Origin of the sequence: Frankia sp. QA3 (assembly GCF_000262465.1) — a bacterium.
Lineage (GTDB): Bacteria > Actinomycetota > Actinomycetes > Frankiales > Frankiaceae > Frankia.
In genome coordinates this window covers 3,171,385-3,190,110 of sequence record NZ_CM001489.1, presented here as the reverse complement: position 1 = coordinate 3,190,110, position 18,726 = coordinate 3,171,385, and the positions used below count along the sequence as shown (strand labels likewise).

General features: G+C 74.2%; 15 protein-coding genes. 14 read left to right on the top strand and 1 reads right to left on the bottom strand.

Annotated features, from left to right (window positions below; genetic code table 11):
- Positions 1–9: 9 nt before the first annotated feature.
- From FRAQA3DRAFT_RS13105 to FRAQA3DRAFT_RS13045, 13 genes are all read left to right on the top strand, one after another.
- Positions 10–1,107, top strand: coding sequence for a C40 family peptidase (locus FRAQA3DRAFT_RS13105; RefSeq protein ID WP_009739513.1), 1,098 nt, complete (start codon positions 10–12; stop codon positions 1,105–1,107).
- Positions 1,108–1,394: 287 nt separating this feature from the next.
- Positions 1,395–2,102: a CDP-alcohol phosphatidyltransferase family protein gene (locus FRAQA3DRAFT_RS13100; protein ID WP_009739512.1), complete on the top strand. Its 708-nt coding sequence runs from the start codon at positions 1,395–1,397 to the stop codon at positions 2,100–2,102.
- 18 nt (positions 2,103–2,120) lie between these two features.
- Positions 2,121–4,607 (top strand): mannose-1-phosphate guanyltransferase, encoded by a 2,487-nt coding sequence (locus tag FRAQA3DRAFT_RS13095; protein WP_035920925.1) that lies wholly within the window; start codon positions 2,121–2,123, stop codon positions 4,605–4,607.
- Between the two features lie 432 nt (positions 4,608–5,039).
- Positions 5,040–6,005, top strand: a complete 966-nt coding sequence (locus FRAQA3DRAFT_RS13090) for a DUF881 domain-containing protein (protein ID WP_009739510.1) — start codon at positions 5,040–5,042, stop codon at positions 6,003–6,005.
- On the top strand, positions 6,002–6,334 hold the full coding sequence (locus FRAQA3DRAFT_RS13085) for a small basic family protein (protein ID WP_009739509.1): 333 nt from the start codon (positions 6,002–6,004) through the stop codon (positions 6,332–6,334). The genes FRAQA3DRAFT_RS13090 and FRAQA3DRAFT_RS13085 overlap by 4 nt, the downstream gene beginning before the upstream one ends.
- Before the next feature lie 2 nt (positions 6,335–6,336).
- Positions 6,337–7,629 carry a DUF881 domain-containing protein gene (locus tag FRAQA3DRAFT_RS37200; RefSeq protein ID WP_009739508.1) on the top strand — a complete coding sequence of 431 codons (1,293 nt, stop codon included), beginning with the start codon at positions 6,337–6,339 and terminating at the stop codon, positions 7,627–7,629.
- 95 nt (positions 7,630–7,724) lie between these two features.
- Complete coding sequence (gene gcvH / locus FRAQA3DRAFT_RS13075; protein ID WP_009739507.1) at positions 7,725–8,105, top strand: glycine cleavage system protein GcvH; 381 nt, start codon at positions 7,725–7,727, stop codon at positions 8,103–8,105.
- Positions 8,106–8,399: 294 nt separating this feature from the next.
- Positions 8,400–8,945: an FHA domain-containing protein gene (locus FRAQA3DRAFT_RS13070; RefSeq protein ID WP_009739506.1), complete on the top strand. Its 546-nt coding sequence runs from the start codon at positions 8,400–8,402 to the stop codon at positions 8,943–8,945.
- Positions 8,946–8,961: 16 nt separating this feature from the next.
- Positions 8,962–9,735, top strand: coding sequence for a MerR family transcriptional regulator (locus FRAQA3DRAFT_RS13065; protein WP_009739505.1), 774 nt, complete (start codon positions 8,962–8,964; stop codon positions 9,733–9,735).
- 158 nt (positions 9,736–9,893) lie between these two features.
- Positions 9,894–10,379: a bifunctional nuclease family protein gene (locus FRAQA3DRAFT_RS13060; RefSeq protein ID WP_009739504.1), complete on the top strand. Its 486-nt coding sequence runs from the start codon at positions 9,894–9,896 to the stop codon at positions 10,377–10,379.
- Between the two features lie 831 nt (positions 10,380–11,210).
- A complete protein-coding gene (locus FRAQA3DRAFT_RS13055; RefSeq protein ID WP_009739503.1) occupies positions 11,211–11,750 on the top strand; it encodes a MerR family transcriptional regulator in 540 nt (179 codons plus the stop codon).
- A 467-nt stretch (positions 11,751–12,217) separates the two neighbouring features.
- Positions 12,218–13,267, top strand: a complete 1,050-nt coding sequence (locus FRAQA3DRAFT_RS13050; protein WP_035920920.1) for a daunorubicin resistance protein DrrA family ABC transporter ATP-binding protein — start codon at positions 12,218–12,220, stop codon at positions 13,265–13,267.
- Complete coding sequence (locus FRAQA3DRAFT_RS13045; RefSeq protein ID WP_009739501.1) at positions 13,264–14,103, top strand: ABC transporter permease; 840 nt, start codon at positions 13,264–13,266, stop codon at positions 14,101–14,103. The genes FRAQA3DRAFT_RS13050 and FRAQA3DRAFT_RS13045 overlap by 4 nt, the downstream gene beginning before the upstream one ends.
- A gap of 10 nt (positions 14,104–14,113) precedes the next feature.
- Here FRAQA3DRAFT_RS13045 and FRAQA3DRAFT_RS35035 read toward each other — a convergent pair whose 3' ends face one another.
- Complete coding sequence (locus FRAQA3DRAFT_RS35035) at positions 14,114–14,731, bottom strand: hypothetical protein (protein WP_232292034.1); 618 nt, start codon at positions 14,729–14,731, stop codon at positions 14,114–14,116.
- 613 nt (positions 14,732–15,344) lie between these two features.
- On the opposite strand from FRAQA3DRAFT_RS35035, the gene FRAQA3DRAFT_RS13035 reads away from it, so the two are divergent.
- A complete protein-coding gene (locus FRAQA3DRAFT_RS13035; protein WP_009739499.1) occupies positions 15,345–18,506 on the top strand; it encodes an FtsK/SpoIIIE domain-containing protein in 3,162 nt (1,053 codons plus the stop codon).
- Positions 18,507–18,726: the final 220 nt, after the last annotated feature.

Below are 18,726 nucleotides of genomic sequence, written 5' to 3'. Positions count from 1 at the left end.
GGACACACCTTGCCCCGTCGTGGTATGGCCTGGCTGCCGGAGGACTGGGAACAGTTCGTCCGGAGTCGCCAGCGCCCGCCGGCGCCCCGCACATCCTCAGGCTCCGCAGCGGTCCGCCGCCGTACCACGGCTCCGCCCCGTCGGGCCGCCACCATCGCCGCGTTCACGACCGGGACGCTCGCCGCGTCGACGGCCGCCTTCGCCGCGACGGTGCCCGGCGGGACCGACGGCGCCGCCTCCCTGGACGCGGGCACGCCGATTCACGAGGCCGCGCTCGTCGGGGGGCACGGCGCCGTCGGCGACCTGACCGCGGCGCGCACCCTCTCCCCGCTCGCCACCGCGATCGCCGACCACGACCCGGTCTTCACCAACGTCTCCATCACCGCGGACAAGTCGACCGTCGCGCCGAACACCCCCGTCGTGCTGACCGTGCGTGCCACCGAGGCCGACAGCGGCGCCCCGCTGTCGGGTCAGGACGTCCGCATCGTGGTCGTGAACGGGCCGCAGTGGCAGACCTCGACGCGCCTGCACACCGACGCCAACGGGACCGCCCAGATCACCGCCCGGCTGCTGTCCACCACGACCATCACCGCCGTCTTCGACGGGTCGAGCGCGCTGCGGCCCTCCCTCGCCGGCGCCGCCACCGTGACGATCACCAGCCCGTCGGGTTCCGGAACCGGCTCCGGCCGCTCCGGCTCCGGCTCCGGCTCCGGGTCGGTCATCGACCAGGCCATCCCCAAGGTCATCCCGGGCAGCTCGATCGGTGAGAAGGCCGTCTACCTGGCCTCGCTGAACAAGGGCAAGCCGTACGTGTGGGGCGCCGAGGGACCGTACTCCTTCGACTGCTCGGGCCTGGTCCAGTACGTGTTCAAGCAGCTCGGCCGGTCCCTGCCGCGCACCGCGCAGGGGCAGTACAACGTCTCCACCAAGGTGCCGCAGTCCGGCAAGCAGCCCGGCGACCTGATCTTCTACGGCACCCCGGGCAACATCTACCACGTCGGCATCTATGCCGGGAACGGGTACATGTGGGCCGCGCCGCAGACCGGCGGCGTCGTCTCGCTGCGTCCCATCTACAGCTCCACCTACAAGGTCGGCCGCATCCACTGACGGCACCGGGCGGCGCAGGGCGGCGGTCGGCCCGACCGGGCGCGGGCTGGGCGCGGGTCGGCGCCGCCGGGACCGGCGGACCAGCGGCGACGGCCATCCGCTAGCGTCAGCCCCATCCGGCCTGCCGACCGGGCGCCCCCGTCCCCGCGCGGAACCGGGTGGGGACGGGCGGCGCCGTGCCCGCGGTGGGACCCGCGGGCGCGCCGGGCGTGGTGGGCGGCCGCTCACCGCACCTCGCGGCACCTGCCGCCGAGCCGGTCGAAGCGCCGGTGGAGGAGGGACGTCGCATGACCGCGCCCACCCCGCAGCCCGCGGCGTCCGAGCCGGAGCCGCCGGACCGGGTCTGGACGATCCCGAACGCCCTCTCGGCGCTGCGGCTGCTCGGAGTGCCGGTGTTCCTGTGGCTGGTGCTCGGGCCGGAGGCGGACGGCGCGGCGCTGGGGATCCTCGCGTTCGCCGGGGTCAGCGACTACCTCGACGGCAAGCTCGCCCGCGCGCTCAACCAGACCAGTCGCCTCGGGGTGCTGCTCGACCCGCTCGCCGACCGGCTCTACATCCTCTCCACGATCATCGCCCTGACCGTGCGCGAGATCGTGCCGGTCTGGTTCGCCGTCCTGCTGCTGGCCCGCGACGTGGCGCTGCTCGCCCTGCCGCCGCTGCTGCGCCGCATCGGCGTGGGCGTCGCCCTGCCCGTGCACTACCTCGGCAAGGCGGCTACGTTCAACCTGCTCTACGCCTTCCCACTGCTGCTGCTCTCCGCCGGGGACTCGTGGCTGGCGACAGCGGCGCGCCCGCTCGGATGGGCGTTCGCGATCTGGGGTACTGCCCTGTACTGGTGGTCCGGCCTGCTCTACTTCGTCCAGGCCGGCCAGCTCGCCCGGCGCTACCGGGCCCACACCCGGACCGGCGCCCACGACCAGACCAGCGCCCACGACCAGACCAGCGCCCACGACCAGACCGGCGCCCACCCCAGGGCCGGCGAGAGCGGGAGGTAAGCGGTGAGAGCCGTCGTCATGGCGGGCGGCGAGGGCACCCGGCTGCGTCCGCTGACCGCCAACCTGCCCAAGCCGTTGCTGCCCGTCGTCAACCGGCCGATCATGGAGCACGTGCTGCGGCTGCTCAAGCGGCACGGCTTCGACGAGACGGTCGTGACGGTCCAGTTCCTGGCCTCGATGATCCGCACCTACTTCGGCTCCGGCGACGAGCTCGGCATGCACCTGTCGTATGCCACCGAGACGACCCCGCTCGGCACCGCCGGCAGCGTGAAGAACGCCGAGGACGCCCTGCGCGACGAGGCGTTCCTGGTCATCAGCGGGGACGCGCTGACCGACATCGACCTCACCGACCTCGTCGCCTTCCACCGCCGCCAGGGTGCACTCGTCACGGTGGCGCTCAAGTCGGTGCCCGACCCGCTGGAGTTCGGCATCGTCATCACCGGCGAGGACGGGCGTATCCAGCGTTTCCTGGAGAAGCCGACCTGGGGGCAGGTGTTCTCCGACACCGTCAACACCGGGATCTACGTGATGGAGCCCGAGGTCCTCGCGCACGTACCGCCCGGCGAGGCGGTCGACTGGTCCGGCGACGTCTTCCCCCGCCTCGTCGAGGCCGGCGCACCGGTGTTCGGCTACGTCGCCGCCGGCTACTGGGAGGACGTCGGCACCATCGCGAGCTTCCAGCGCGCCCAGGCCGACGTGCTCAACCGGCAGGTCGACGTCGAGATCGGCGGCTTCGAGGTCTCACCCGGGGTGTGGATCGGCGAGGACGCGGAGGTGCACCCCGACGCCATCCTCAAGGGCCCGCTCGTCGTCGGCGACTACAGCAAGGTCGAGGCCGGCGCCGAGCTGCGGGAGTTCACCGTGCTCGGCAGCAACGTACTGGTCAAAAGCGGCGCCTTCCTGCACCGGGCGATCGTCCAGGACAACGCGCTGATCGGCCCGCAGACCAACCTGCGCGGCTGCGTCATCGGCAAGAGCACCGACGTGCTGCGGGCGGCCCGGATCGAGGAGGGCGCCGTCATCGGCGACGAGTGCGTGGTGCGCGAGGAGGCGTTCGTCTCCCATGACGTGAAGGTCTACCCGTTCAAGACGATCGAGGCCGGCGCGGTCGTCAACACCTCGGTCATCTGGGAGTCCCGCGGGCAGCGCTCCCTGTTCGGCCCGCGCGGCGTGTCCGGCCTGATCAACGCCGAGATCACCCCCGAGCTCGTCGTCCGCATCGCCGGCGCCTACGCCACGACGCTGAAGAAGGGTGCCACCGTCACCACGGCGCGCGACGGCTCCCGGGCCGCCCGCGCCCTCAAGCGGGCCGTCATCAGCGCGCTGACCGCCGGGGCCATCAACATCCGCGACCTCGAGGTCTCGCCGATGCCGGTGACCCGCTTCGACGTCCGCTCCTCCAACGCGGCCGGCGGGATCATGGTGCGCACCGCCCCCGGCGACCCGGAACGCATCGACATCCTCTTCCTCGACGCCGACGGCGACGACCTGTCCCCGGCCGCCCAGCGCAAGCTCGACCGGGTCTTCTCCCGCCAGGACTTCCGCCGTGCCTTCCCCGGCGAGATCGGCGACCTGCGCTTCCCCGCCCGCACCCTGGACCTCTACATCCAGGACCTGCTCGACCGGGTCGACACCACCGGCCTCGCCGAGGCGGATCTCAAGATCGTCGTCGATCCGTCCGGCGGCTCCGCGTCGCTCGTGCTGCCCACCCTGCTCGGCCGGCTCGGCGTCGACGTGCTCACCGTCAACGGCCGGGTCGACGAGATCATCCCGGCCCACAGCGCCGCCGACGACCTGCTTGCGACCGACCGGCTCGGCGCCCTGGTCGCCAGTTCCGGCGCGGCCTTCGGGGTGCGCTTCGACCACGTCGGCGAGCGCATCGCCATCGTCGACGAGCGGGGCGACCTCATCGACGACGACCGGGCACTGCTGGTCTTCCTCGACCTCGTGGCCGCCGAGAGCCGGGGCGCCGAGGTCGCCCTGCCAATCACCACCACCCGGGTGGCCGACCAGGTGACCCGCTTCCACGGGCTGACCGTGCGGCGAACCTCGCTGTCGGCGGCGGCGCTGACCCGCGTTGCCCGCGAGGAAGGCATCGTCTTCGCCGCCGACGGCCGGGGCGGCTTCGTCGTCGGCGAGTTCGCCCCCGCCATCGACGGGCTCGCCGCCTTCGTGAAGCTGCTGGCCCTCGTCGCACGGACCCGGCTGACGCTGTCCGCCATCGACGCCCGGATCCCGTCCATCGCCATCCTGCGCCGCTCCGTCCCCACTCCGTGGGCGGCCAAGGGCACCGTCATGCGCCGCATCGTGGAGTCCGTCGATCCGGACACCGGCCACACCCTCGACACCACCGACGGGGTGCGCATCGTCTCCCCCGACGGCTCCTGGGTGCTGGTGCTGCCCGATCCCAGCGAGGCCGTCACCCATCTGTGGGCCGAGGGGGCAGACCTGACCGAGGCCCACCAGCTGCTGCGCCGTTGGGCCGAGGTGGTCGAGGCGCCGTAGCCGTCCCGCGTCGGCCGTCCTTCCCGAGCCGTCCCGCGCTCGCCTGCTCCCGCGCTCCCGCGCTCCCGCGCTCCCGCGTTTCGGTCCGCCATGTTACGGTGTGTTGCGGGTTTGGTGCCGAGGGTGGTTGGGTGCAATGATGCCGAGCCCTGGGCACGGTTTTCGGCGGCAAAACCGTAACTTTCCCTCGGCTCGTCCGCGTCACCGCGTCGTTACCGGTCCCCGGTCCAGCGCGTCGAGGGGCTTCCCGGGCCGGCCACGGCGCGCGCGGCGCGACCGCAGTCGGCGGCGGCGAGCCCCCCGTCGGTCAGAATGCCGAATGTGCGGGATCGGAACGGATGGCCATGGCGAGGAGCGAAATGCCCCGCCCATGACCCCGGGAGGTCCGCCACCGGACTCCTGGGGGCGCAGTCCCTGCCGGCGGAGCTCGCCATGCTCCTCGACGACCCGCCGCCGCAATCCCCCCTGCCCGCGGACCCGTCCCTGCGCGCCGAGCCTGTCGCGTCCGCCGAGCCTGTCGTGTCCGCCGAGCCTGTCGTGTCCGCCGAGCCTGTCGCGTCCGCCGGGCCGGCCCTGTCGGGGTGCCCGGCCTCGGCGCGCCTGACGGCGTCGGGGGGCCGGCGATGGCTGCGGCCGGTGGCGCTGGCCCTGGCGCTGGCCCTGCTCGGTGGTGTGATCGCGCTCGGGGCGAGCCGCGCCGCCGTCACCGCCGACGACCGCGACCGGCTCGCGGCGACCTTGCGAGTGCAGGTCGGCGAGCGCTCCGTGGCCCTGGCGAGCACCGAGGACCGCGTCGGGCAGCTGCGGTCCAGGATCGCGGCGACCTGGGAACAGCGCCGCCGCGCCGACCGCGATCATGTCCGCGCCGTCGCGGACGTCGCGGCGCTCGGCCCTGTGGCGGGATCGGCCGCCGTGACGGGCCCCGGCGTGCGGATCATCGTCACCGACCGGCTGGCCGGCGGCTCCGGCTCCGCCGACCCCCGCGTGTCGACGTCCGGCACACCCCGGCCGCACCAGGCCGGCCCGGCCTCCCCAGGCGCGGCCGGCACGGGACGGATCCAGGATCACGACCTCGCCGACCTGGTGAACGTGTTGTGGATTTCCGGGGCCGAGGCGGTCGCGGTCAACGGGGTACGGCTGACGGCTCTCAGCGCGATCCGGGCGGCGGGGGACCTCGTGCTGATCAATTTCGTCCCGGTGCTCGCGCCATACGCTGTCGAGGCCGTCGGTGATCCGCAGCGGCTGGTGCGGAGGGTGGAGCAGTCGGCGGTGGTCGACCGGCTGCGCCACCGTCCAGGTTCCCCCGTGACCTCCCTGACGGCGTCCGTCGCCGCGACCCTGACCCTGCCCGCGGCGCCGCCACCGGTGCTGCGCCATGCCCGACGGAGCGGATCATGATTCCCCTGCTGGCCCTCGTCCTGGGCGTCGTGGCCGGACTGCTGCTGGGGCCGACCGCCCCGGACTGGCTGGACCCCTACCTGCCGGTCGCGGTCGTCGCGGCGGTCGATGCCGCCCTCGGTGCCGCGCGATCGCTCGTCGAGCGGACGTTCGACGACCGCGAGTTCATCGTCTCGTTCGTCTCCAACGTGGTGATCGCCGTCCTGCTCGTGCTGCTCGGCGACCTGATCGGCTTCGGTGGTGCGCTGTCGACGGCGGTCGTCGTGGTGCTGGGCATCCGGATCTTCACGACCGCGACGATCCTGCGCCGCGCGCTGATCAGGCTCTGACGATGGCGGCGAGCGCGGCGAAGCCCCCCCGGCCCGAACCCGCCGGCGAGCCCTCGGCCGAGCCGGTTGCCGGCGCCGGTAGGGACCCGGCGCCGGCCGCGGCCGGCGAGCCGGACGCGCCGGGGCCAGCCGACCCGCAACCCGCCGACCCGCAACCCGCCGACCCGCAACCCGCCGACGAGGGTCGGGACGGCGTCCATCGAGTCGGGGATGAAGGGGACCCGGTCGCCGGCGGTGCGGTCGCCCGACTCACGGAGGCCGAAGCGGGAGACCCGGTTGCCCGGTACGTCGCCACCGCGAAGCCGGCCGAGGGAGAGCCGGGCGCTGCCGAGGGGGATCTGGTTGCCCTCGGCGTGGCTGCTGCGGAGCCGGCCGTGGCCGAGGGGGAGCCGGCGGCCCGTGACGAGGAGGTCGCGGAGCCGGACACGGCTGAGGGGGAGTCGGGCGCCCGCGACGAGACCATCGCGGGTGCCGGTGCCGGTGCCGGTGCCGGCGAGGCGGCCGGGGGCGAGTCGGTGACCGGCGTGGCGCCTCCCGCGGAGCCCGGGGCGGAAACGGGGCCGGTGGGGATACGGCTGCGCCGGGTGGTGACCCTCGTCCTGCTCGCCGCGCTCGGTTTCGGTGGGGTCGTCGCGGCCCGTTCGGCGGAGCCGTCGTTCTCCCTGGCCACGGCCCGCCCGGACGAGCTCGCCGCCAGCCTCGGCGCGATCGGCGCCGAGGATCGTGCGCTTGCGACGAAGGAGGGGCGGCTGCGCCGGGAGGCGGACAGCGCGGGCACGCCGGGGGCGTCCCCGATACCGGGCGGGGCGTCGGGTCCGGCCGGCGGGCGGGGCGCCGCGTCGGGCGGTGGGGCGGACGCCGAGCGCACCCGGGCCGACGAGCTGGCGATCCTCGCCGGGACGGTGGCGGTCAGCGGGCCCGGGCTGGAGCTGACCATCCGGGACCCGCACCGGGCGGTCGACGCCTCGGTGCTCGTCGACGCGCTGCAGGAACTGCGCGACGCGGGCGCGGAGGCCATCGAGATCGCGGGGGTGCGGGCGGGCGTGTCGACCTACGTCGCCGACGAGCCCGGGCGCGGACTGATCGTGGACGGAACGTCGGTCGCTCCGCCGTACGTCCTTCGGGTGGTCGGTGATGCGCACACCCTGGACCAGGCGCTGCGGATCCCGGGCGGGGTGCTCGATACGGTAACGGCGCGGGACGGGGCGCAGGCCAGCGTCCGGACCTCCGAGCACATCGAGATCCGTGCGCTGCGGCCCGCGCCCAGTCCCCGCTACGCTCGCCCGGCCGGATAGCTCCGCCGCCGCGCGGGTTGCCCGGTGACGGGGTTGGACCGACGGCCCCGCCGGCGCTGGTCGGAGCGATGCGGATCAAGGGGAGGCGATCTCCGGTGTACCCGGACGACCTGAAGTACACCCGTGAGCACGAGTGGATCCGGCTCACCGGGAGCACGGCGCGGGTCGGCATCACGTCCTACGCGCAGGAGGCGCTGGGCGACATCGTCTTCGTGACGCTGCCGGACATCGGCGCCACCGTCGGCGCGGGGGAGCCCGTCGGCGAGGTCGAGTCGACCAAGAGCGTCTCGGAGATCTACGCCCCGGTCGCAGGCGAGATCACTGCCCGTAACGAGGCGTTGACCGGCGCGCCCGAGCTGATCAACTCCGACCCGTACGGGGACGGCTGGCTGGTCGAGTTCACGATCACGGACGCGGACGCCATCGAGGGTCTGCTGGACGCCGACGAGTACCGGGAGCACGTGAAGGAACACTGACGGTACTTCCTGTGCCCCGATGGCGGGCGGTGGGTGACGCCACGCCGAACAACACGGGTCGCACCCTTTTCACGAGCGTGCCCCCGATGCACTAGCCTCGGAGTGCACCGGGGCACGGTCGTGGACGGCCCAGCCGTCGGCATGTGATCATCCCGGTGGTGGGGGTGGGCTGCGAACGTCTGGCTACCACCATCGCAAGTGCTGGTAGAGACGTTCCCGCCGCCTGTCCGGCGGCGGCCGAGGCGGCTGGCGAACCTCGCTCACGCGGGGTCCCGGCAGGAAGCGGACGCGACTGTGTTCTGCACGAGGTGCGGACAGCAGAACCCGTCCGACGCGCTGTATTGCGCGCGGTGCGGGTCCCCTCTGGTACGTCCGGGTGAGCCCGTGGCGCCGGAGCGGCCCGCCGAACAGACATCGACGCTGAATCTGGCCGCCGCGCTGTCCGGAATCGAGGGCGACCACGTCGACGAGTCGACGGAGCGGGACGCCGTCGCCGCCGTCGACGCGCTGCCGCCGGGTTCGGCGCTGCTGGTCGTCAAGCGCGGCCCGAACGCCGGCAGCCGGTTCCTGCTGGACGCGGACATGACCACCGTCGGGCGGCACCCCGAGAGTGACATCTTCCTCGATGACGTCACCGTCTCGCGCCGGCACGCGGAGTTCCACCGCTCGCCCTACACCAAGGGCTTCTCGGTGCGTGACGTCGGCAGCCTCAACGGCACCTACCTCAACCGCGAGCGCATCGACTCCGCCGAGCTCACCAGTGGCGACGAGGTGCAGATCGGTAAGTTCCGACTGGTGTTCCTCACCGGGGCGAGCTACGGGGGGTCAGCGGCGCGGTGAGCGGGAGGGACCAACGGTGAGCGGCTTCGCTGCGGCGTCGCCGGCCCCGCGCCCGGACGGGCCCGGTCGGGACCGGGCCGGCTCGGGCGCGAAGGTGCTCAACATCGGCCAGGTCCTGGAGCGGCTGCGGGCCGACTTCGCCGACATCACGCTGTCGAAGATCCGCTACCTGGAGGCGGAGGGGCTCGTCGAGCCGGCGCGCACGAGCGCGAACTACCGCAAGTACTCGGCGGACGACGTAGCCCGGCTCCGGTATGTCCTGCACGCCCAGCGGGAGCGGTTTCTCCCGCTGCGCGTGATCAAGGAGGAACTGTCCTCCCTCGACCGCGGTGAGACGCCGGTGCACCGGCCTGGCCCCCGCGCGGTGCCCCCGCATCCGGCTCCTACCGGCCTGGACGCCATCCTGGGGGTGGAACGGGTCAGGATGTCCCGCCGGGAGCTCCTGGCAGCCGTGGGGCTCGACGAGGAGGAACTGGCGGACCTGGAGCGGCACGGCCTGGTCGCGCCGATCGCGGGCGGCGGTTACTACGACTCCGACGCCCTGCTCGTCGCCCGCACGGTCGCGCTGCTCGCCGGGCACGGCGTCCAGGCCAGGCATCTGCGCGCCGCCCGTACCGTCGCCGACCGTGAGGCTGGTCTCATCGAGGCCGCCACGGCGCCGCTGCGCGGCCAGCGTGGCGGGGACAACGCCGGGCGGCAGGCGGAGACCGCCGATGAGCTGGCGGCCTTGCTGGTCCGGCTGCATGCGGCCCTGCTGCGTTCCCGGCTTGCGGCCGGTCGGCCGAGCTGAGCGGGTGGTCGGGGCCGAGGCGGAAGTGCCCTGCCGGGCAGCGGAACCGGTGGGCGCGCTGACGCCGGGCGGATGCGGGGATACTGTCTCCCCTGTGGGGTTTTCTGGCTCCGGTCACATCATCCCGCCCTGCCCCACCTGCGCGAGGAGGTAGATCGGTGCATCGGCTGGACATCGTCGGCGTGCGAGTCGAGCTTCCGTCGAAGCAGCCGATCGTCCTGCTCAAGGAGGTGGGCGGTGAGCGGTATCTGCCCATCTGGATCGGTGCCGTCGAGGCGACCGCGATCGCCTTCGCCCAGGAGGGCATCACGACGGCTCGACCTATGACCCATGACCTGATGCGGGACGTGCTGCGGGCGCTGCAGACGGACCTGACCCGGGTGACGATCACGGACCTGCAGGACGGCGTCTTCTTCGCCACGCTCGTGTTCGGTAACGGGGTGGAGGTCTCCGCCCGTCCGTCCGACGCGATCGCGCTGGCGATGCGGATGGGGGCGCCCGTCTACGGCGTCGAGGCCGTCCTGGCGGAGGCCGGGATCACGGTCCCCGAGGAGCAGGAGCAGGAACAGGAGAGCGAACTGGAGAAGTTCCGGGAGTTCCTGGACACGATCTCTCCAGAGGACTTCAACACTCCCGGTTCCTGAGCGTCCGGCCTCCCCCGCGGTGGCGAGCCGCGGGGTGTGGCTGCGGCGCGCCTGGATCGCCCCGCCGGTAGGCGCGCTGTGCCGCTCCCGCCTCGCTCACGCCCGTCCTTCACCTGCCATGTGAGCGGCTCCACGGCCCTCTGCGTGGCCCATCTGGGGTGCCCTGCGCTGGGGAGGGGACGTGCGCCGCAACCCGTTCGCGGGCCCCTGCGGGCGGCAGCGGGTGTGGTACGCCTCCGGCCAGCTGGAGGGGTCCCTTTCCCTGCCGTGGCGGGCTTCCGGTGGCCGCCCTTGCCTGGGCGGGTGGGACGGCCGTGGGACGCGTCCGTCATGACGGCTCGTATCGAGATTCCTTTTTGTCCGATCTGACCGGTCATGTCCGCTGGACTACGGACACGCCGGCTTGGATCATTGAAGGAACTGCGCGTCGCTCCTACGGTCGGAGGAGCCCGATCGGCGGAGCTCGTGACCACCCGCGCCTGCGGTGGACGCGTCAGTGGATGAGAGTGCTCCGGCTCTGACCTTGCCGGGGAGGTGGTGACGGCGGGCCGTACCCGGACCTGTGGACCCGCGTGGCGGGGGGTCGCGGGCTTGTCGGGTCGCGCGCGTCTTGCGCCGGTCGGGTGGCGCCGGCCGGTGGGAGCTGGCCGGCCGGTCGGTGGCGTGCCGGTGAAGCCGGCGTCGTCCGGTCGGGACGGCCCGGACGCGGCGGTGGGAAGTGACTCGACCGGGCTGGGTGTCCGGGATGGCGGGACCGGGTGACCGGCCGCCGGGACCAACCCGGATCGATCCGGAGGATGGGGCTGGCATGGCGGCGAAGTGCGTACGACGATGATCGAACAGGGCCAGCTCTTTCCGGACGAGATCCCCGAACCTCCTGGGGACGACGTCGGATACCGCGGGCCGACAGCGTGTGCCGCGGCGGGTATCACCTACCGCCAGCTCGACTACTGGGCCCGGACGGGCCTGGTCGTCCCCAGCGTCCGCGGGGCGTCCGGCTCGGGCAGCCAGCGGCTGTACTCCTTCCGGGACGTCCTCGTCCTGCGGGTCGTCCGCAAGCTGCTGGAGGCGGGCGTCTCGCTGCAGAACATCCGGGTCGCCGTGGAGCACCTGCGCACCCGGGGAGTGGATGACCTGGCGCAGCTCACCCTGATCAGCGACGGCTCGACCGTGTACGAGTGCACCTCGGACGACCAGGTGATCGATCTGGTCCGCGGCGGCCAGGGGGTGTTCGCGATCGCGGTCGGCCGAGCCCTGCGCGACATGCGCGGCCAGCTTGCCGCGCTGCCGTGCGAGCGGCCCGGGCAGCCGCCCGCCACCCACCCGGGCGACGAGCTCGCCAGCCGGCGTACGCGGCGCAGTACTGCCTAGACGCCTACGTCCGCTGTTCTCTGGACGTACGCGATCGGCGAGCGGACCGTCGGCACCGGACTGCGCCGCTGCCGCCCGCCAGACCGGCCCGCGTCCTCCCGGCCAGACAACGGCCTGCCGAGACCTAAGCACGGTTTTGGGCCGGAAAACCGCGATGAGCCCTCGGCATGATTCTGTGCCCGACCGGCGACGCTCGGTGCGGTAGCCGGCGGCGTGGCGAAACCGGACCGGGCCGCCGGCCGGCGCCCCGGTCCGGAGTTCCGACATCCTCGGTCGGGCGTCGGGCGTCGGGCGTCACATCGGCCTTCGATGATTCTGCTGGATGAGCAGCGAGGTCCTGTGCTTCGCCGGGTCGCTTCGGCGGGCATTCGGGTGGGCTCGGGGCTGTCGGGGCTGGCCGGGGTTCGGTAGAGGCTGGGCTCGGAAATGCGTTGGAACTGTCGGTGGGCTGTCGTACGGTCCGCAGCGTGGCAGACGAACCCGCGGTCCTCGCCGAGGGCCTGCAGAAGAGCTACCGTGGCAAACCGGCGCTGGTCGGGCTGGACCTGCACATCGCCCCGGGCACGGTGCACGGTGTGCTCGGTCCCAACGGCGCCGGCAAGACGACGGCGGTCCGCATCCTGTCGACGCTGCTTCGCCCGGACGGTGGCCGGGCCGAGGTGCTCGGCGTCGACGTCGTGCGCCAGCCGGACGTGCTGCGGGCCCGGATCGGGCTGACCGGCCAGTACGCGGCGGTCGACGAGCGGCTCACGGGCCTGGAGAACCTGGAGATGTTCGGCCGGCTCTACCGGCTGCGAGCCGGCGTCGCCCGGGCCCGCGCCCTTGAGCTGCTCGACCGGTTCGACCTGGCCGACGCGGCCGGCCGGCAGACGCGCACCTATTCGGGTGGGATGCGTCGCCGGCTCGACCTCGCCGCCAGCCTGATCATCAACCCGCCGGTGCTGTTCCTCGACGAGCCGACCACCGGTCTGGACCCGCGCAGCCGGGCGGCCATGTGGCGGGTCGTGGAGGACCTGGTCCGCGGCGGCACGACCGTGTTGCTCACGACGCAGTACCTGGAGGAGGCCGATCGGCTCGCCGACCGGATCTCCGTCATCGACGGGGGTCGGGTGATCGCGGAGGGCACGGCCGACGAGCTGAAGGCCCGGATCGGGGGAAGCCGGCTCGACCTCGTCCTGGGCGGCGACGATCCCGCGCAGGTCGAGGCGGCCCGGGCCGTGCTCGCCCGGTTCGGTACCGGCCCGGCGACGGCCGACCCGGCGACGCGGCGGGTGGGCGTGCCGGTGGCGGGCGCGAGCGTGCTGTCGGACGTGGTCCGGGCGCTTGACGAGATCGCCGTGCGGATCGACGACGTCGCCCTGCACCGGCCCTCTCTGGACGACGTGTTCCTCACCATGACGGGCCACCGGGCGGGCGACGCCGACCCGGCCGCGGCCGATTCCGCGGTCCCGGCCGCGCGGGACGGCGCCGGGCGCGACGGCGACGATCGGGACGAGCGGACGGTGACGACGACATGACCATTCTGGACACCGGTGCCCCGCGGGTAGGGGCCGCCGAGCTGGTGCCCGTGCGCCGCGGGCGGCTGGCGTGGGCGGTCGCCGACGCCTGGGTGATGGCGCGGCGCAACCTCATCCAGACCTGGCGCATCCCGGAACTCACCGTCTTCGCGACCGTCCAGCCCGTCATGTTCGTGCTGCTGTTCACCTACGTCTTCGGCGGCGCGATCGACGTGGGCGGCGGGCTGGACTACGTCGACTACCTGATGCCCGGCGTGTTCATGCAGACGGTGATCTTCGGCGCGATGGTGACCGGGCTCGGCCTCGCGGAGGACCGCCAGCGTGGACTGATGGACCGGTTCCGGTCGCTGCCGATGACCCGCTCGGCGCTGCTCACCGGCCGGACGCTGTCCGACCTGCTGCGCAACGCCTTCATCATCGTGATCATGCTGTTGGTCGGGCTTGCGGTCGGGTTCCGGTTCGGGGACACGACCGTGCCCGCGGTGCTCGCCGGGTTCGGGCTGATGCTGCTGTTCTCCTACGCCTTCTCCTGGCTGTCCGCGGTGATCGGCCTGTCGGTGGGCAGCGCCGAGGCGGCCCAGTCGGGGGGCTTCGTCTGGATCTTCCCGCTGGTCTTCGCGAGCTCGGCCTTCGCTCCGGTCGCGACGATGCCGGGCTGGTTGCAGGCGTTCGCCCGCCACCAGCCGGTGTCGGTGACCATCGACGCCGTCCGGTCGCTGTTCCTCGGCGGCCCGGTCACCTCGTCCCTGCTGCAGTCCCTCGCCTGGTGCCTCGGCCTGCTGGCGGTGTTCGCGCCACTCGCCGCCTGGATCTACCGCAGATCGGCGTCAGGATGAGCCGAGCAGCTCAGGTGCGGCCCTCGGACTCCTGGGCGTTGCCCAGGGTCGACTCGTAGGCGAGCCACTCGGCCCGCAGCACCGGCCAGCCGTCGGCCCGTAGCAGGTCGACGACGGCGGGGTCGTCGTCCACCACGACGGCGACCTGGCGTCGGGTGCCCAGCTGCCGCAGCTCGGCACGCTTGAACACCCGGGCCGGGCGGCGGTCGTCGTCCGGGCGCATCCGCAGCTCTCCCAGGGGCAGGCCCTGCTCGCCCAGCCAGCGCCAGGTCGCCGCCCGGGACCGTTCCGGCCGTCCGGTCAGCCACACCACCTCATGGTCGCGGGCGAGCCGGTGGACCAGCTCCACCCCCTCGGCCAGTGGGGGGTCCGCCGGCGCCGCGGCGAAGAACGCGTCCCAGTCGCCGGGGCTGGCCCGCAGGAACCGCAGCCGGTGACGGACATCGGCCACCACCCCGTCCACGTCGATGACCGCGAGCGGCCGCTGCTCCGGCACGATCGGGTCCCCCCGACCGCCGGCGCGCGCCGCGGCGGGATCGGCCGGGGCGCCGGGCGGCGAGCTGCCCACCGTGCCGTCGGCCGGGTCGGCCGTGCCGGCGATACCCGCCGCTTCAGCCGCGTCCGTCACGAGGATCCCCTTCCCGCGTGGCCATCGATGCTCCGCATCCCCTCCGGCCGGCTCGTCGATCAACTGCCGGAGACGCTGCCCTCGCCCGGCCATTGAACACGCGCTGCGTGTCGCGTATCGGTCCCGGTCGTGCGCTGCCTGCCGGATCGCCTCGAACATCGCACCTTCCACCCGGTCGTGGGCCACGGCGGTCATGTCATGGTCATGGATCCCCGAAACCGATTCGACGCCTCGAAGGCGTGTCGGGTGGCCCACACGCCGCGGCGCAGGGAGGCCGGCCCGATCGGGTCACGCTGGCTGGCGGGGGTGGTCCCGGCGTCGTCCGTGCGGCGGCGGCGGGTGTGATCCGGGTCCGAACGGCCACGTCGGCGCCGGGTGAGTCGCTAGCGTGGCCATGGTCAGCATCCGGTGCCGCTCGGTGACGGCGCGGCCCGCGCGGCCCTCACAGCGGGCACGCCAGTTCGGCCGGTCGGCGGGTTCTGGGATGTTTGCTCCCTCGGACGTGTCATGGTCGTCGGGGGAATCCCGCCGCCGGGTGCCCGACGCGGCGGCGGCCACCCGGTGCGGTGCAGAGATCCCGGTGCGGTGCAGAGATGGTGTGGGGAGGTCGACGATGTCGGGTACCCGGCGGGCGCGCACGCTCGTGGCCGGTATTCAGTCCTCGCTGGGAGCGGCGCTGGCCCTCGCCGACCGGCTGGAGGAGCAGGCGGCCGAGCTCGAACGCGGCGGCGCGCCGGCGGCGCCGGGCGGCCCGGGTCGGCCGGCCGCGGCGAGCGGGTCGCGCGACGTCGACGCCGAGCTGGCCCAGGCCCGGATGATCGCCCGCAACGGGGCCCGTGGGTTCGCCGGTGCCTCCTGGGCCGCCCCCGACTGGCGGCACGGGCCGTTCGGTGCCGCCCCCGCCGCGGCCGGCGGCGTGCGCACCCGCTTCCGCCCGGGGCTGTGGCAGGTCGGGCAGGTCGTCATCCCGCCGGACGAGCCCGGCGCGACGCACAGCACGGTGCCGCTGGCGGTGCCGCTGCTCGACGGCCGCAACCTGCGGATCGAGACCGTGCGGGCGCGCCGCGCCGCCGCGGTCGACCTCGTCCGCGGGCTGCTCACCCGGATCCTGGCCGCGGTGCCCGCCGGACGGGTCCGCCTGATCGTCTACGACCCGCACGAGCTCGGCGCCGGCCTCGCCGGCTTCGCGCCGCTGCGGGCCGCCGGCGTCGCGTCGGCCACCATCACCACCCGCGCCCGGTTGGAGGAGCGCCTCGCCGAGCTGTCCGCCGAGGTGGGCCGGATCACCGTCGATCGCCTCGGCGGCCGGTTCGACTCGCTGCGGGAACGCGAGGACGCCGGCCACGGTCGCCCGGAACCGTGGCTGCTGCTGGTGCTGCTCGGCGATCCGCGCCTGTACGAGGAGGGCGCCCGGTCGCTGGCGGCCGTCGCCGCGCAGGGGCCCGCCTGCGGCGTCCATGTGATCTCCATCGTCCAGCTCACGCCGCAGCAGACCGACCCGGCCGGCCCCGACGGCGCGGACGACCTCGACGACGTGACCCCGCCCGACCCCGACTCCGACGATCTCCGCCTGGACGAGGAGGCCGACTCGGTCGCCGAGGCGCTGCCGAACTCGGTGGTGTTCACCGCCGTCGAGCTGCTCGCCGACCGGCCGGACTGGCGCGGCGCGCAGCCGGGCCTGTGGCGCACCTCGCTGACCGGCCTGCTGGCCGTCCAGCTCGACCCGCCGCCGCCGTCGGATCTCGTCACCGCCGTCACCAAGCAGGTCGCCGACGCGGCCGCCCGCGAGGCATCCCGCCCCCCCGGCATCGCCGAGCTGCTGCCCGGCGCCCTGTGGGAGTCCGACAGCGCCGCCGGGGTCACCGTGCCGGTCGCGCAGGGCCCCGACGGCCCGGTGCGGCTCACCTTCGACGACGACACCGTGCACGCCCTCGTCGGCGGCCAGGCCGGCGCCGGCAAGTCGACCCTGCTGCTCGACATGGTCTACGGCATCGCCGCCCGCTATGCCCCTGACCAGGTCCGCTTCCACCTGCTGGACTTCAAGGAGGGCCTGGAGTTCGCCCAGTTCGCCCCCGGCCCCTCCGATCCGTTCTTCCTGCCGCACGCCGACACCGTCGGCATCGAGAGCGACCGCGAGTTCGGCGTCGCCGTCCTGCGCGCGGTCCGCGAGGACATGCGCCGCCGGTCGGTGGCGATGCGCGCGGTCGGCGCGCGGGACCTGCGCGGCCTGCGGGCCGCCGACCGCAGCTCCGCCTGGCCGCGGGTCATCGTCGTCGTGGACGAGTTCCAGGTGATGCTCACCCCGATGGACGAGATCGCCCGCGAGGGCGTCGCCCACCTGGAGGTCCTGGCCCGACAGGGCCGCGCCTACGGCGTCCACCTGCTGCTGGCCAGCCAGACGCTGTCCGGCATCGACGCCCTCGACTCCACCGCCGGCAAGCGCGGCTCGATCTTCGGTCAGTTCGCGCTGCGGGTGGCGCTGCGCACCTCGATCTCGGAGTCGCGGGTCCTGCTGTCCACGGCGAACGAGGCCGCGGGCGCGCTGTCCGGCGTCGGTGAGGCGATCGTGAACCGGCGCAACGGCCATCCGGCCGGCAACGAGCTCGTCCGGGTCGCCTACCCCGACCCGGCGGTGATCGCCCGGTTGCGCGACCGGCTGGCGACCTCCACGGCCCGCAGCCTGCCGTCGGCGTCCCGGCCGCGGGTCTTCGTCGGCCACGCCCCGGCGATCCTCGACGACAACCCGGTCTACCGGGCGTTGGACGGCCGGCCGGCGCCGCCGGCGATCGAGTCCGCCGCCGCCCCGACCGGTGACGAACTGCCGGCGGCGGTCCGCGCGCAGGCGCCCGTCGCGCCGGTGCCCCTCGCCGTCGCGGCCGACCTGGCTCAGGTGGCCCACCGGGCCGACGGGACCAAGGTGGCCGACGGGACCAAGGTGGCCGGCGGGACCAAGGTGGCCGGCGTGGCCGGCGTGGATTCCGCTCTGCCCGCGGAGCCCGTCGCTCTGCCCGCGGAGCCCGTCGCGGTGCCCGGCGGCGATCCGCTCGCGTTGGTCGGGGTGCCCGTCGACCTCGCCCCGGCGGCGGTCGGGGTTCGCCTCGCAGCCTCGCCCGGGCGCCATCTCGCCGTGCTCGGCCCGCTGCGCCGGGAGGCGGTCGGCATGGTGCAGGCGGCGGCGGCCAGCGTCGCCGCGCAGCTGCCGGCCGGCGGCCTCGTCGCGGAGGTCGTCGCCGCGGAGCCGACCGCGCTCGGCGCCGCGGAGATCCTCGCCGAGCGGATGCGTCGCGCCGGCCACCCCGTCCGCGTCGCCGACGTCACCGGGCTGCGCGGGGTGCTCGCCGCCGCCGCGGACGAGACCCGGGCCCGGGAGGAGGCGGCGCTCGCCGGCACCGGCGGCCCGGCGCCGCCACTGCGGCTGGTGGTGGTGTTCGCGATGGACGCCGGGCGGGCGGCCCTGGAGGTGCGTGATCCGGTGTCCCGACGAACCGGGCTCGACGATCTGCGCACGGTGACCCGCCGCGGCCCGGCCATGCGCGTCCACCTGGTCGGCTGGTGGCGCGGGGTGTCCCGGATGGCGGAGGACCTCGGGCCGGTCAACCGGGACGACATCGCGGCGTGGGCGGCCGCGGGCGTGCCCGGCAGCGACCTGTTCGCCCTGGCGGGCCACCGCCCGGTGGCCGGCGGGACGATGCCGAACCGGGCGGTGCTGTTCGACCGGCACACCCAGTCCGAGCCGCGCACGGTGGTGCCGTTCGCGCCCATGGTCCGGGGGTAGGTCGGTGGCGATCGGGCAGGAAGATCCGGACGTCGTGGGATGGGCGGGTGCCCGCCGGGAGGCGGGGCCCGCCCGGCCGGCCGGGGCCGGGGGAGGACGGAACGGGATCATGGCGGGAGCTGAGCCGTTGGACACGCCCGAGGCATGGTCGATCGCCGGGTCCTGGCAGCGCGGCGCGACGGCGGCGCCGGAGGCGGGCGCGATCACGACCGTCCCCGCG